Origin of the sequence: Clostridium cuniculi (assembly GCF_004353185.1) — a bacterium.
GTDB classification, from domain to species: Bacteria; Bacillota; Clostridia; order Clostridiales; family Clostridiaceae; genus Clostridium; species Clostridium cuniculi.
In genome coordinates this window covers 34645-50037 of record NZ_SMUS01000032.1, presented here as the reverse complement: position 1 = coordinate 50037, position 15393 = coordinate 34645, and the positions used below count along the sequence as shown (strand labels likewise).

Annotated in this window: 16 protein-coding genes and 1 rRNA gene; 4 read left to right on the top strand and 13 right to left on the bottom strand. The window is 29.1% G+C overall.

Annotation, left to right across the window (positions count from 1 at the left end; all coding sequences use genetic code 11):
• Both EJJ37_RS14890 and nagE read right to left on the bottom strand, forming a co-directional pair.
• Window positions 1-96: ribosomal RNA gene (locus EJJ37_RS14890) — 16S ribosomal RNA — on the bottom strand; the annotation flags it as partial.
• A 497-nt stretch (window positions 97-593) separates the two neighbouring features.
• On the bottom strand, window positions 594-2057 hold the full coding sequence (nagE, locus tag EJJ37_RS14885; protein WP_133016317.1) for an N-acetylglucosamine-specific PTS transporter subunit IIBC: 1464 nt from the start codon (window positions 2055-2057) through the stop codon (window positions 594-596).
• A gap of 416 nt (window positions 2058-2473) precedes the next feature.
• Between nagE and EJJ37_RS14880 the strand changes: the two genes are divergently transcribed.
• The gene (locus EJJ37_RS14880) at window positions 2474-3004 is read left to right on the top strand and encodes a PTS sugar transporter subunit IIA (RefSeq protein ID WP_133016316.1); all 531 of its coding nucleotides are present in this window, start codon (window positions 2474-2476) and stop codon (window positions 3002-3004) included.
• Between the two features lie 48 nt (window positions 3005-3052).
• Here EJJ37_RS14880 and EJJ37_RS14875 read toward each other — a convergent pair whose 3' ends face one another.
• Window positions 3053-3982, bottom strand: coding sequence for a GNAT family N-acetyltransferase (locus EJJ37_RS14875; RefSeq protein ID WP_133016315.1), 930 nt, complete (start codon window positions 3980-3982; stop codon window positions 3053-3055).
• A 170-nt stretch (window positions 3983-4152) separates the two neighbouring features.
• On the opposite strand from EJJ37_RS14875, the gene EJJ37_RS14870 reads away from it, so the two are divergent.
• On the top strand, window positions 4153-4824 hold the full coding sequence (locus EJJ37_RS14870) for a DUF4230 domain-containing protein (RefSeq protein ID WP_133016314.1): 672 nt from the start codon (window positions 4153-4155) through the stop codon (window positions 4822-4824).
• A gap of 84 nt (window positions 4825-4908) precedes the next feature.
• Here EJJ37_RS14870 and EJJ37_RS14865 read toward each other — a convergent pair whose 3' ends face one another.
• Window positions 4909-5625, bottom strand: coding sequence for a tRNA threonylcarbamoyladenosine dehydratase (locus EJJ37_RS14865; protein ID WP_133016313.1), 717 nt, complete (start codon window positions 5623-5625; stop codon window positions 4909-4911).
• Window positions 5626-5823: 198 nt separating this feature from the next.
• Between EJJ37_RS14865 and EJJ37_RS14860 the strand changes: the two genes are divergently transcribed.
• On the top strand, window positions 5824-6516 hold the full coding sequence (locus EJJ37_RS14860) for a 5'-methylthioadenosine/adenosylhomocysteine nucleosidase (protein ID WP_133016312.1): 693 nt from the start codon (window positions 5824-5826) through the stop codon (window positions 6514-6516).
• 85 nt (window positions 6517-6601) lie between these two features.
• On the opposite strand, the gene serC is transcribed toward EJJ37_RS14860, so the two are convergent.
• The 6 genes from serC to EJJ37_RS14830 form a co-directional block, all read right to left on the bottom strand.
• The gene (serC, locus tag EJJ37_RS14855) at window positions 6602-7684 is read right to left on the bottom strand and encodes a 3-phosphoserine/phosphohydroxythreonine transaminase (protein WP_133016311.1); all 1083 of its coding nucleotides are present in this window, start codon (window positions 7682-7684) and stop codon (window positions 6602-6604) included.
• A 64-nt stretch (window positions 7685-7748) separates the two neighbouring features.
• Entirely contained in the window at window positions 7749-8987 is a 1239-nt protein-coding gene (locus tag EJJ37_RS14850; RefSeq protein WP_133016310.1) for a DUF1015 domain-containing protein, read from the bottom strand.
• A gap of 25 nt (window positions 8988-9012) precedes the next feature.
• A complete protein-coding gene (locus tag EJJ37_RS14845) occupies window positions 9013-9936 on the bottom strand; it encodes a D-2-hydroxyacid dehydrogenase (RefSeq protein WP_133016309.1) in 924 nt (307 codons plus the stop codon).
• A gap of 248 nt (window positions 9937-10184) precedes the next feature.
• Complete coding sequence (locus EJJ37_RS14840) at window positions 10185-10373, bottom strand: hypothetical protein (protein WP_133016308.1); 189 nt, start codon at window positions 10371-10373, stop codon at window positions 10185-10187.
• A gap of 337 nt (window positions 10374-10710) precedes the next feature.
• The gene (locus tag EJJ37_RS14835; protein ID WP_133016307.1) at window positions 10711-10959 is read right to left on the bottom strand and encodes a pro-sigmaK processing inhibitor BofA family protein; all 249 of its coding nucleotides are present in this window, start codon (window positions 10957-10959) and stop codon (window positions 10711-10713) included.
• Window positions 10960-11028: 69 nt separating this feature from the next.
• Entirely contained in the window at window positions 11029-11298 is a 270-nt protein-coding gene (locus tag EJJ37_RS14830) for a DUF2508 family protein (RefSeq protein WP_133016306.1), read from the bottom strand.
• 177 nt (window positions 11299-11475) lie between these two features.
• Between EJJ37_RS14830 and EJJ37_RS14825 the strand changes: the two genes are divergently transcribed.
• A complete protein-coding gene (locus tag EJJ37_RS14825) occupies window positions 11476-12324 on the top strand; it encodes a DegV family protein (RefSeq protein WP_133016305.1) in 849 nt (282 codons plus the stop codon).
• Window positions 12325-12430: 106 nt separating this feature from the next.
• On the opposite strand, the gene recR is transcribed toward EJJ37_RS14825, so the two are convergent.
• The 3 genes from recR to dnaX form a co-directional block, all read right to left on the bottom strand.
• Window positions 12431-13027 carry a recombination mediator RecR gene (gene recR / locus EJJ37_RS14820; RefSeq protein ID WP_133016304.1) on the bottom strand — a complete coding sequence of 199 codons (597 nt, stop codon included), beginning with the start codon at window positions 13025-13027 and terminating at the stop codon, window positions 12431-12433.
• Between the two features lie 97 nt (window positions 13028-13124).
• Window positions 13125-13469 (bottom strand): YbaB/EbfC family nucleoid-associated protein, encoded by a 345-nt coding sequence (locus EJJ37_RS14815; RefSeq protein ID WP_133016303.1) that lies wholly within the window; start codon window positions 13467-13469, stop codon window positions 13125-13127.
• Between the two features lie 86 nt (window positions 13470-13555).
• A complete protein-coding gene (gene dnaX / locus EJJ37_RS14810) occupies window positions 13556-15184 on the bottom strand; it encodes a DNA polymerase III subunit gamma/tau (RefSeq protein ID WP_133016302.1) in 1629 nt (542 codons plus the stop codon).
• Between the last annotated feature and the right edge of the window lie 209 nt (window positions 15185-15393).

The window sequence follows — 15393 nt, the reverse complement described above, 5'->3', positions numbered from 1 at the left end:
CGCTAGCTTTGTTCCGAAGAACTCCACTCGCTCGACTTGCATGTGTTAGGCACGCCGCCAGCGTTCGTCCTGAGCCAGGATCAAACTCTCACTAAAAAGTTTAATCATTTGCTCAAATTACTTTGAGTCTTTGTTTTAAGACTCTCAAAAGAATTGCTGGTTTACTTTAACTATATTCTGTTCAATTTTCAAAGACCATTTACTCTGTCGCATCCAAGCGACTTCCTTATCTTATCACCGAATAACTTTTGTGTCAACATCTTTTTTCAACATTTTTGTTGTTTTTGTTAACTTACTGTTTTTCGACTTATCTGATGTCCGTTTGGACAAGATTTATGATATCATATTCCATTTACATAACTTAAGTATTTTCTATTATATTAAACAAATATTGCTTAATTACTCCATTTTTCATTGTTATTCTCATTTTTTCTTACATTGATACACCTGGATAAGTTAACTAATTTATTAAACAATCCAATAATAACACTGTGTATTTTATACATTCACAATTAACTTCATTCATATGAAAATAAAATTTAATAAAAAAAGAGCTGTAGCACTTATTTCGCGCACAGCTCTTTTTTATTAAATTATTTTACTATTTCGCTCTTACATAATTTTTTAAACTCATCAGCAACGAATTGTACTTGTGTTCCTACAATTACTTGAACATTTGTCTTACTTGGTCTAATTATCCCTGCTACTCCCGCAGATTTAATTACTTTTTCATTAACTAATGTATGATCTTTAATTTCTAAACGTAATCTTGTTATGCAGTTATCAACAGTAACTATATTTTCTTTTCCACCAAGACCTCTTAATATAGTTTCAGCTACAGCTGTAAAGTTATTATTTGAAAGTTTAGCATCCATTTCTCCAGTAGTATCGTCATCATCTTCTCTACCTGGAGTCTTTAGATTAAACTTAGTAATAGCAAATCTAAATACTACATAATAAACTACTGCGAATACTAAGCCAATTGCTAATAACCAAAGTGGATTTTCTGCAAATGGCGCTTTAAAGCTTAAGAACCAATCAACAAAACCAGCACTGAAGTTAAATCCAGCTCTTACTGGTAACATTGCACAAATAGCAGCAGATATACCTGTTAATACAGCATGAACTACATATAATCCTGGTGCTAAGAACATAAATGCGAATTCTAATGGTTCTGTAACTCCTGTGAAGAATGAGGCTAAACCAGATGCTAATAATAAACCAGCTACAACTTTCTTTCTATTATCTTTAGCAGTGTGATACATAGCTAAAGCAGCTGCTGGTAAACCAAACATCATTACTGGGAAGAATCCAGTCATGTACATACCTGTTTGACCTAGAACTCCACCTTCCATAGTTCCCCAGAACTTACCAATATCATTAATTCCTGCAACATCAAACCAGAATACTGAGTTTAATGCATGGTGAAGACCAAATGGAATTAATAATCTATTAAAGAATGCATATATACCAGCTCCAATTGATCCAGTAGAAATAATAGCTTCACCAAATGATACTAATGCTCCATATACAACAGGCCATACAAAGAATAATATTAACGTTGCAACAAGTGAAGCTCCTGCTGTTACTATAGCAACACATCTCTTCCCACTAAAGAAGCTTAAAGCTGGTGGTAGTTTTGTGTTCTTGAACTTATTGTAGCAAGCTGCACCAATTAACCCTGATAATATACCTATAAATTGTGTTTCTATCTTTCCAAATGCTGCTGGAACTTCTGAAACATCAACACCTTTTAACATGGCTACAACACCACTTGATAATAATGTTGTAATCATTAACCATGATACAAGTCCTGCTAAACCTGCAGTACCATCATTATCATCAGACATACCAACACCAACACCTATAGCAAATAAAATTGCCATGTTATCAATTAATGCGCCACCTGCTTTAATTAAAAAAGCTGCAGCAACATTGTTTGCTCCCCAACCTGTTGGGTCAATCCAGTAACCTATTCCCATTAAAATAGCTGCTACAGGTAAGCAAGCAACTGGAAGCATTAAAGATTTCCCGAGTCTTTGTAAATACTTCATCATAATAATAAAGTCCCCCTTATTTTTTTGTTCCATATAAGGCTAGCAATATAAAATTAAAAATAATTTCGGTAATAAAAAAAGCTGAAAAGAATATAAAATACCCTTTTCAGCTAATGCCCATTTCTTATGGTTGCACGCCTCATAATTTGAACGTTATTTACTTTACAATCATATTATAGTATAAAATTGCTACAAAAGTCAACGTTTTCATCGAATTTTTATTTATTATTTTTATTGACATACTAATTGCTAATATATATAATTTTATGTGAAACGTGTTACTGTTAAATCAGGCATAAGTTATTCTTTATTAAAGATATACTTATGCCTTTTTATTTTATTACCTATATTATAATATAAAAATTGTGTAAACTTATTTTAGAAAGGATGTGAATCCTGAATTATCAGGAAATATCATGGCTAATTTTTCCAAAAAATTATTTGGTAAATCAGAATCAAACACTGTAGAATCAAATACTGTAGAAAGCCCAAAAAATGCACTAGTTGCAGTTGCTACAGGTGATTTAATACCTTTATCAGAAGTTCCAGATCCAGTTTTCGCTGGAAAAATGGCTGGAGATGGTGCTGCTATAATGGTTAAAGGTGATACTGTAGTTGCACCTGCTGACGGTGAATTATCATTAGTATTCAAAACTAAACATGCATTTGCTATGACATTAGAAAATGGACTAGAATTATTAGTTCATATTGGTGTTGATACAGTAAGCTTAAATGGAGAAGGATTTGAACAACTAGTTGAAGCTGGTACAAAAGTTAAAGCTGGTACTCCTATAATTAAGATTGATAGAGATTTCATCTTAGGAAAAGGATTATCTCTTGCAACTCCAGTTTTAGTAACAAATGTTGATGCTGCTAAATCAATAACTGCAGTAGAAACAGGATCTGTTGTAGCTGGTAAAGATATAGTTGTTAACTATGAAGTTTAATAAATATAAAAAATAGCTAAGGATTTATTCCTTAGCTATTTTTTATATTTAAAGTATTTTATAGAAAGTAATATGATCACTCCATTTACCATTTATATATAAATACTTTTTATTAATTCCAATTTCCTCAAATCCGCAGGATAATAAAACACCCTTAGATCTTTCATTAGTTGGTAAAACTGAAGCTTCTATTCTATGTAAATCTAAATATTCTTTAGCATATTCTAACACTAAGTTTATAGCTTCTTTCATATATCCCTTTCCTTCATATTCTTTATCTATAGAATATCCTAATATTCCACTTTTAAATACTCCATAAACTATACTAGAAATTTTAGCTTTTCCTATAAGTTTATCATCTTTATATATTCCCAAGTCACTTCCTACCCCAGTCATAAGGTGTCTATAGCTTTCTAATAAAATTTCCTTTTGCATTTCATAGGTGAAAAAACTAGCATCTCTTACTGGTTCAAACTCTCTTAAATGTTCCTTATTTCTCACATAATAATCTAAAAGTTCTTGTGCATCATCAGGTGTAAAATTTCTAATTAAGATATTTTTCCCTTTAATCTCAACAATATTATTTCTTCCTGAATTCAAATATTCATTTCTATTTATTCCAAAACTTAATTCATCATAGAAACTACCCTTTGTAAATATATTATCAGTAAAAATAGCTTCTAATGTAAAACCAATATCTAAAAATGGCTTTAAATTTATATTCTCACTAACTACTACATTAGCCTTAAATATATTTTTATCTTTAAATACAGCCTTAAGAATAGCTTCTAATGTAATCTTTAACAAATCATAGTTATCTTCTCTATAAAACTTTAATTTTAAATTACATTTTTTATTTTCCTTATCTAGTTCTGTTATAGTAAACCTTCCTATTACAATCTTATCTTTATCCTTCACTATATAATCATCTAAAGTACCCTTAATAAGTTCTATATTTACTTCCCTTTGATTATCCATACTAACTCTCCTAAAAACAATTTCACTTATTTTTATTATACAAATAAACTAATATAAAACTCAACCAACTTTACTTTAAAAGTAAAAATATTACTTAAAGGAATATACCTATTTATATTTTAATATATTTAATTTATGTGAATTTAATATATAAATGTTTCAAGGTGGGGATGACTATTTTTTTATATAAGAAAAAACATAGATTTAAACTTCATAAAATATTATTTTATTTATTTATTTTATTTGCTTTATTCATATTAATCTTATTTTTTAAATATCCTAGTAAATTTCAAAAGTTATTTCCTTACTTTCACACATATAAAATTGAATCCTCTTCAATTTTATCTGATGATACTTTAATAAACGAAATAAAAAATGTAAATAAATTAATTCCCTTAGAAATTGAACTATCAGAAACTTTAACAATAGATAACACTTACTTTAACTTAGATATATTTAAAAAATCTAAAAAGATAACTTTTTTTGCAAACTGTTCTTATGCTATAGATTTTTCTACTTTATCTAACTCTAATTTTGAAATAAATACTGCAACTAAAGAAGTATCTATAACAATCCCTCAAATAAATATATTCAGTATAGATATAGATGAAAGTAAAACTATATATTATGATACAGAAGTTGGATTCTTAAGATTTGGAGATTTAAAACTATCATCAGAGGAGTTAAGTTCCATATATAAAAATCTAAATAATTTATTTACAGAAAAAATGAATAATCCTGATTTTTATGAACAAGCTATTTTAAATACAGAAAACTCATTAAAATCACTTCTACTTAATTTAACAGGAGAAGATTATAATGTAACACTTAAAGTTGATTAATATAATTTTTAAGGGTAAGAACTCTACTATTTTAATATTATTAGAATAGTAAACTCTTACCCTTAAATCTTTTTTTCAATTATATTAATTTAATCCTGTTAAATCTTTAATTACTTCTCCACCTATTATCATTCCTGCTACTGGTGGAACAAATGATATACTTCCAGGAGTTTGTCTTTTTTGAGACGGAACAGCTCTTCCCTTATTAGGTACCATTGGTATCTCTTCTGAATATACAACCTTTAACTTTTTAACTCCTCTTTTTCTTAACTCAGTTCTCATAACCTTAGCTAGAGGACAAACTTTAGTCTTAAATACATCTGTTACTCTAAATTGAGTAGGATCCATTTTATTTCCAGTTCCCATAGATGCAATTAACTTAATATCATTTTTATAGCAATACTCTGCTAATGCTAATTTTGACGTTACTGTGTCTATAGCATCTACAACATAATCTATATCTTCTGGAATTATTTCTTGTATATTATCTGCTGTAATAAACTCTTGCTTTGCCTCAACATTACAATTAGGATTTATAGATAATACTCTTGCCTTCATAGCCTCAACTTTAACATTGCCTACTGTAGTTTGTGTAGCATGTATTTGTCTATTTAAGTTAGATATACAAATAGTATCATTATCCACTAATATTAAATTTCCAACTCCAGCTCTTGTTAAAGCTTCAACTACAAAGCTTCCTACTCCACCAATTCCAAAAACTATAACTTTAGAATTATGTAACTTTTCTATTCCCTCTTCACCTATAAGTAATTCAGTTCTGCAAAATTCATTTAATGCCATATGTTTACTCTCCTTCGTTCAAGTTTATTTTCCCGCTGAGACTATTATATATTTCAGTTTAAATTAACACAAGTAATTCTATCGGTTTTCTTTGTTTTAAAATTTACTAATAAATCTGCTATTAATTAATTGAATGTCAGTATATAATATATTTTAAGTAAATTTATATAAATTATATACTTATATGGAGGATTCAAAATGATTTTAGGAATAATAGGTGCTATGTCTGAAGAATTAGAAATTCTTTTAAAAGACATGGAATTAGAAACAGTTGAAGAAAAAGCAAAAATGAAATTCCACAAGGGAAAACTATGGGGACATGATGTTGTTGCCGTTGTATGTGGTATAGGTAAGGTTAACGCTGCTGTATGTACTCAAATACTTGCTTCTGAATATAACGTATCATCAGTAATAAACGTTGGAGTTGCTGGTGGTATAGGTAAAGATATTTATCCTGGTGATGTAGTAATAGCAGAAAACTTAGTTCAATATGATATGGATACAACTGCTTTTGGTGATCCAATGGGTCAAATTCCAAGAATGGATACTTTTGATTTTAAATGTGATGCAAAGTTAGTTGAAATCGCTAAAGCTGCTTGCGATGAAGCTTCTGACTTTAAAACTTTTTCTGGAAGAATAGTATCCGGAGATATGTTCGTAGCATCACTTGATAAAATTCAATGGCTTGAAAAGGAATTTGGTGCATTAGCTTGTGAAATGGAAGGAGCTAGTATAGCTCATGTTTGCTACTTAAACAATATTCCTTTTGTTGTTGTTAGATCTATATCTGATAATGCTAACAACGGAGCTCATATGGATTTTGAAAAATTCACTCCTATTGGAGTTAAAAACTCAACATTTATACTAAAAACAATGTTAGAAAAACTTTAATAAATAAAAATGGTACTAGATTTTTTTATTTCCAGTACCATTTTTATTAACTATTATTTTTTAATTTTCTACTTCCTTAAACTTATCATTTATTCTCAGCTTCAAATTTTTTCATAAATTCAACCAAATATTTTACTCCTTCTATTGGCATAGCATTATAAATACTAGCTCTCATTCCGCCAACAGTTCTATGACCTTTTATATTCTCAATTCCAGCTTCTTTAGCCTCTTTAACAAACTTAGCATCTAAGTCTTTATCACCTGTTATAAATGGCACATTCATTAAAGAACGATCTTCCTTTACAACTGTACCCTTAAATAACTCACTTGAATCAAGATAATCATAAAGTATCTTAGCTTTTTCTTCATTTTTCTTTTTCATAGCTTCTAATCCGCCAAGCTTTTTAAGATGTTTAAACACCTTTCCACAAATATAGATACCATATGCTGGTGGTGTATTATATAAAGACTTATTATCTGCGTGTATCTTATATTGAAGCATTGTTGGAGTACCTTCAAGTACATCATCAGTAATTAAATCTTCACGAATTATTACAACTACTGTACCAGCCGGCCCAATATTTTTCTGAACTCCTGCAAATATTAATCCATACTTAGTAACATCTATAGGTTGAGATAATATATCTGATGACATATCTGCAACTAAAACTTTTCCTTTTGTATCAGGTAACTTATGATAAGTAGTTCCGTAAATTGTATTGTTATGACATATATATACATAATCTGCATCATCACTTACTTTAATATTACTTACATCAGGAATATAAGAGAAAGTCTTATCTGCTGATGACGCTAATTCATTTACTTTTCCATATCTTTTTGCTTCAGCTGCTGCTTTTTTAGCCCATTGTCCTGTTATAATATAGTCTGCAACTCTATTCTTCATTAGATTCATTGGAACCATTGCAAATTGTGTTGATCCGCCCCCTTGAAGAAATAATACCTTATAATTATCAGGAATATTCATCAAATCCCTTAAATCTTGTTCAGCCTCTTGAATTATTTCTTCAAAAGCCTTAGAACGATGACTCATTTCCATTACTGACATTCCTGTACCCTTATAGTCTAACATCTCTGCTGCGGCTTCTTTTAAAACCTCTTCTGGTAAGACAGCTGGACCAGCTGCGAAATTATATACTCTTGACATATAAATGTCCCCCCAATTTTTATTAAATTTAGTAAATTTGCTTATTGCCTATCACTCGCTATAACTAACTAAGCTTATGAATAAATAATCCACTTCTAGGCTTTGGTTCAAACCATGTAGATTTAGGTGGCATTATCATTCCACCATCTGCAATACTCATAATATCATCAGTTGTTGTAGCAAACATTGAAAAACTTACTTTCATATCTTTATTAGCCCTTTTTTCTAACTCATTGATTCCCCTTATCCCACCAATAAATTCAATTCTATCAGACTTAGTAGGATCATCAACCCCTAGTATTGGAGAAAGTAAATTATTTTGAAGAATTGATACATCTAATCTCTCCATTGGATCTTCTTCATTAAAAGTCCCTTCTTTTGCTTCAAGTTCATACCAAGTATTATTCATATACATACCAAATGTATGTCTTCTCTTTGGCTTGACAGCTTCTTTAGAAATCTTAATTTTAAAATTCTTTTCTATAGCACTTAAAAACTCATTTTCATTTAATCCATTTAAATCTTTAACTGTTCTATTATAATCCAAAACCTCTAATTGATTATCAGGGTACACTATAGATAAGAAATAATTAAACTCTTCTTCTCCTGTATAACCTGGATTTTCTTTTCTACGCTTTAATCCAACTTCTACAGCTGATTTTGCTCTATGATGTCCATCAGCTATATATAAGCTATCCACATTTTTAAAAAGTGTAGTTAATCTTTCTATATCACTATCATTATTAATTATCCATACAGTATGTCCATTCCCATCTTCAGATATAAAATCATATAATGGCTCATTTTGTATCCACTTATCCATTATTTTAGATATTTCAGCCTGATTTCTATAAGTTAAAAAGATTGGACCCGTATTTGCATCGCAATAGTCAACATGATTTATTCTATCAACCTCTTTATCTTTTCTAGTATGTTCATGCTTTTTAATTTTATCATTAATATAATCATCTATTGCTGCACAAATAACTAACCCAGTTTGACTTTTTCCATTCATAGTTTGTCTATATATATACATACAAGGTTTATCCTCTTGAACGTATAAACCATCCTGTATCATTTTATCTAATACATCTCTTGCCTTTTCATATACGACTTTATCATATATATTAGTATCATTAGGCAAGTTAACTTCTGCCCTATCTACATGTAAAAATGAATACTCATTATCTTTGACCATTTCACGAGCTTCTTCACTATTCATTACATCATAGGGTAATGCCGCTATTTTTGATGCCAAATCTGCTGTAGGTCTAAATGCCTTAAATGCTCTTATTATTGCCATCGCTCTTCCTCCTCTAACTGTAAAACTATATAGTTACTAAATTATTAGTTACAAAATTAGATATAGTAGTAACTACTTCTTCTCCTATTCTCTCCTGAGCCTCTTTTGTAGCAGCTCCAATATGAGGAGTTACGCTAACTTTAGGATGATTTACTAATGCTTCATTTTTAGTAGGTTCTTCTTCAAAAACATCTATTCCTGCACCAGCCACTTTTCCATTGTCTAAAGCTTCTAATAATGCTGCTTCCTCAACAACCTTACCTCTAGCACAATTAATTAAATAGACTCCATCCTTCATAATATCAAACTGAGCTTTTCCTATTAAAGATCCCTTCTCTTTATCATAAGGAACATGTAAAGATATAAAATCTGAACTCTTTAAAAGATCGTCTAATTCTAAGAATTCATATGATAATTCATCTTGCTTACCGAATATATCATTATATACAACTTTCATACCTAACGCTTCTGCCTTTTTAGCCAAAGCCTTACCTATTCTTCCCATGCCTACGATCCCTAATGTTTTTCCTCCAAGCTCTATCCCCTCATATTTTTTCTTATTCCATTGACCATCTCTCATAGTACAATTTGAAATAGCTATAAACCTTGCTAATGCAAACATATGTCCAATTACTAATTCTGCAACTGATTCAGAACTTGCATTAGGAGTATTTTTCACAACTACACCTTTTTGTGTCGCATAATGAACATCTATATTATCAATTCCTACTCCAGCCCTTATTATAAGTTTCAGCTTTCCTCCTTGTGCTTGGTCTAAAATATCTGCAGTAACCTTTGTTGCAGATCTAATAACTAAAATATCAAACTCTTTTAAAGCAGTACCTAATTCATCTTTATCATAATGATTATTAACTACTTCAAACCCTAATGATGTTAACTTATTAATAGCCCCTTTTTGTAAACCGTCATTAGTCAATACTCTTATCATTTTCTAACCCCCAATTAAAATTATTATAATTTTTATTTATTGCTTTTTGATATTTTACTACTATTTAACAATTTATACAACTATTGCATAGATATATTTTGTAATTTTTTATAAATTAATATATTTTTGTAATTTTTAACTAATGTGATTAACTTAATATTAAAAAAATTTATACTTTATATTTTATTTATTTAAATGAGATAATGTGATAATAATTATAATATTCTACAAAAAAATAGAGGACTAATTTAATAGCCCTCGTTATAATCTTCATCAAAAATTAAAATTGATTCTGTTTCTCTACAATATTTAACACACTTACATTGTCCTAAATGTCTTGGACATTTATAACATAAACATCCCTTATCATCTCCATTACATCTTTTCTTTTCAAACTCTGGACAGTACTTACAATTAACCCCATTTCCTGCTGGCATAATCTATTCCTCCTATAAGTAAAATTATAAACTTAATTTAGTATTAAATTTGAATACATATTTATATTTCAAATGGTTATATTAATAGTATAGACGATACATTAATTATATTAGTGTATCATTTATATATAAAGGGTGTAAACGGATGTAGTGTTTACACCCTAATTTATTTTTTAATTTTGTAACAACTTTTATCATTTTAAATAATATATAGTATGCAGAAGCTTTTCGCTTACGGCAATTAAGAAAATCTTCTAACTCCCGTCTATATAAGTTTAGGGAATCTTCATACAAATGAAGATTCCCTATCTCTTTAAATAACATCCAAGCTTTTAATTTAAAAAAATAATTGAAAAATTACTAAAAATATAACTCCCGGAATACCTAAAAATCCTGCAATAAGTGCAGTTATAGGATTAATAGTTATATAAAAGTTAAAATATTCTCCTATGTAATTTGCCACATATAATAATACAATTCCTATTATTCCATTAATCAATATTTTAATAGGCCATTTTAACAACTTTATAATCAAAAATAAAAGTGCTAATCCAACTAGAGCATAAATGATCATTTCAACACTCATTTTTATAACCCCCTATATAATATAAAATAATACAATACTATATTATTTTATATTATATAACAATATTCATTATATTTCCATTTCTTCATTTGATTCTATTTTTTGTCTTGAATATTGTTCTTTAGCTATAGATAGTAAATAGTCAAATTTCTTCTTTGCAGCCTCTTCTCTATAAATTGCAGCTTCTATTAGTTTTGGATCATTAACACTATTGAACATAGATTCTGCAGCTTCCATTTCCCTAATAGATTCCTGTATTTCTTCTAGTACCTTCTCACTAATTCTATCATCATTATTATATTTTACTAAAATTAGACTTAATACATTTTTTATGTTCATATTCTACCTCCTAAAAGTACTTATTTAGATACTTTCCACATTAATAGAATCTTATTCAAAATATATTTATATATATATTCATAGTTTCAAATTATTAACATATATTTTCTGTACTTAACTTTATTTGTTTGATATAATACCTTAAATAATGTTAAATTTAACAGGAGGTGTTTATTTTTGAGCGTAAAAATAATAGCAGATAGTACTTGTTACTTACCCAAAGAATACACTGATAAATATAAAGTTTCTATAGCTTCTTTAAACGTTTTACTTAACGGTAACAGTTATAGAGAAACAGACTTATCAAATGATTGGTTTTATAATGAAATGGCTAAATCTCCGACTATTCCAACTTCATCCCAACCTAGTGTTGAAGAATTATATAGTACGGTAGAATCTCTAGTAAAAGATGGTCATGATGTTGTAGGAATATTTTTATCTTCAGATATGAGTGGTACATTTTCAACATCAAACTTAGTAAAAAATATGATTCTTGAAAATTATCCAACTGCTAAAATAGTAATGATAGATTCTAGAAGTAATTGCATGCAAGCTGGTTTTGCTGTATTAGAGGCAGCTAAAGCAGCAAATGAAAATAAATCTTTAGATGAAGTAGTAAGTATTGCCAAAAATGTTATAGAAAATAGTAAATTTATATTCGTACCTGAAACTTTAGACTACTTAAAAAAAGGTGGTAGAATTGGTGGTGCTGCAGCTTTATTTGGCTCACTGCTTCAAATAAAACCTATACTTACAGTTGAAGATGGAAAGACTACTGTATTTACTAAGGTAAGAACAAAGAAAAAAGCTATTGATAAAATAGTTAATACTATTTTAGAACAAAATTCAAAGTCACCAATAAAAGGTATTATTGTTCACCATATAAACTGTGAATCTGAAGGTCAAGAACTTGCTGATAGACTTAAAAGTAGCTTAGGATTAGACAATGTAAAAACTCAATCAATAGGCCCTATTATAGGATTACATGTAGGTCCTGGAAGTATTGGTGTTGCATATCATTATTAAAATAATATTTAAATTAAGAAATTAAATTTTGAACTACACTTCTTTTGTGTAAAATGGTTAAGAGTTGCCAAAGGCAACTCTTAATTCTAATTTATAAAGACGTTTTTTAAATTTCTTTTCTACCTTCAAGAGCCTTTGAAAGTGTTACTTCATCAGCATATTCTAAGTCTCCACCAACTGGTAAACCAGATGCTATTCTTGTAACTTTAACTTCTAATGGCTTAAGTATTCTTGATATATACATAGCTGTTGCTTCCCCTTCAACATTTGGGTTAGTTGCAATTATAACTTCCTTAACATCTGCACTCATTCTTGCAACAAGTTCTCTTATTTTAATATCTTGAGGTCCTCTACCTTGCATTGGAGAAAGATTTCCATGTAGAACATGATATACACCATTAAATTCTTTAACTTTTTCCATTGTCATAATATCTTTAGGCTGTTCTACAACACAAATAACATTCTTATCTCTATTAGGATTTCCGCATATTGCACAAGGGTCTTTATCAGTAAAGTTTCCACATACAGAACAATACTTTATAGTTCCTCTAGCTTTTACTAATGCATTAGCAAACTCCTTAACTTCTTCTTCAGGTAAATTCAAAACATGCAATGTAAGTCTTTGTGCCGTCTTTTGACCAATGCTTGGCAATTTTGCAAATTCTTCAATTAATTTTTCTATAGCCACTGGATAAAAATCCATAATTACACCACTTTCTATTATTTTCTTACTAAAAAAGTATTACTTTACAGTATTTTTTCAAAAATGAAGGACTGTTTAAAAAAACAGCCCCTATGTCCTAGAACATCCCTGGTATGTTTAAACCACCAGTTAATTTACCCATCTTATTTGAAGTTTCTTCATCCGCTTTCTTTAGTGCTTCATTAACTGCGCTTAGCACTAAATCTTCTAACATTTCAACGTCATCTGGATCTACTACTTCTTCTTTTATATTTATAGCTAAAACTTCTTTCTTTCCGTTAACTTTAACTAGAACAGCACCACCACCAACTGATGCTTCAAACTCTTTAGTTTCAAGTTCTTTTTGTGCTTGCTCCATATCTCTTTGAAGCTTTTGAGCTTGCTTCATTAAGTTATTTATATTTCCTCCCCCGAAACCTCCTGGGAATCCACCTCTTGCCATAAAATATCCTCCTTTAAATAACTAAATCTATTTTTTATTATATAGCATTTCTTTAATATTTACTAGAATAAAGTAGCTATATACTTTTATTCATCTATAAAATCAATTAGCTCATCACCTAATGTCTCTCTTAAAATATCCTCTGTACTTTTTCCATTATTATCGTCAGATTGAACTACAAAATTAACTTTAACCTTTTCTCTAAATATTTCAAAGAAAACATCATTTATAACATCTCTATTTTTAGCTTCACTTAATCTATTCTTAGCAAATTCATTTTGACTATCAAATTCCACAGTAATTAATCCATTAGAACAATCTACTGGCTTTCCTATCATAATTAAAGAACTTATTATCATTTCTCTTCTAGCTTTAAATCTTTCTATTATATCTTTCCAAGACTTCTTAACATCATTTATAGTAATTTTAGAGTCTGGATTTTCACCAACATTTCCTGCATTACTATATGGTTCCTTAACTACCTTGTTATTAGGCATAGTGTTAACTTGTTTACTATTACTTATCTGTGTAACTTCTTTTGATGCAGTAGCAACTTTAATACTACCATTTCTTAAACTTTCCTCTAGCCTATTTAACCTAGTTAACATTACTTCATTTGATGTATCATACTCTATCTTACACATTTTAATAACGGCTAACTCACAATATAACCTTGCTTGTTTACTTAACTTAGCATTATTTTCTGCCTCTTGAAGTATTCTTATACATCTCATTATTTCTTCTGCTCTTAAACGTGCCCCTTGTTCCTTAATTAAAGCAATATTTTCTTCTGACATATCTAATACTTCTTCAGGATTATTAGTTACCTTAACCATAAGTAAATTTCTATAATGAGCAATTAAATCCTTTATAAATAAATATATGTCTTTTCCTGAATATATTACATCTTCTATAATTTCAATACTTTTTTCTACACTTCTTTGAATTACTGCATTAACTAAATTAAATAGATGCTCATTAGTAACTAAGCCTAACATACTTACTACAGTATTATAATCAACATTTCCATTTCCCATAGAAATAGCCTGATCTAATATACTTAATGAATCTCTCATTGCACCATCTGAAACTCTAGCAATTAAATTTAAACTTCTTTCATCTGCTAAAACATTTTGATCGTTTACTATTTTTCTAAGCCTTGCTGTTATATCACTATTATTTATTCTCTTGAAATCAAATCTTTGACATCTTGAAAGAATAGTAATAGGTAACTTTTGTGGATCTGTTGTAGCCAAAATAAATATTACATTATTAGGTGGTTCTTCTAAAGTTTTTAGAAAGGCATTAACTGCACCTGCCGATAACATGTGAACCTCATCCATTATGTAAACTTTATATCTTGCTTCTTGTGGTGGATATTTAACATCATCAATTATATCTCTAATTTTATCAACACCATTATTTGAAGCTGCATCCAGTTCTGTAACATCTATAGCCAAACCTTCATTTATTTTTCTACACATTTCACACTCATTACAAGGTTCTCCATCTTTTAAATTAAGACAATTAAGTGCTTTTGCAAATACTTTTGCTGTAGAGGTCTTTCCTGTTCCTCTAGTTCCACAAAAAAGATACGCATGAGCAATTCTATTATTTAAAATTTGATTCTTTAGTGTTGTTGTAATATGTTCTTGACCTACAACATCATAAAATGTCCTTGGTCTCCATTCTCTATATAAAGCCGTATATGCCACTATACTCACCTCTCTTTTGCGTAGTTGCTTATTTTTTATTATACCCAAATTCTATTAATAGTTAAAGATTTTTCCCCTTTTATTAATTTAAACCCTACATAATATTATTTATAAAAAAAACTGCATATACTAATATGAATGAACCCAAATCTTCCACTCGTATATTTATTCATTTTTTATACATCTTTCTTAAATTATTTTCTGCGCTA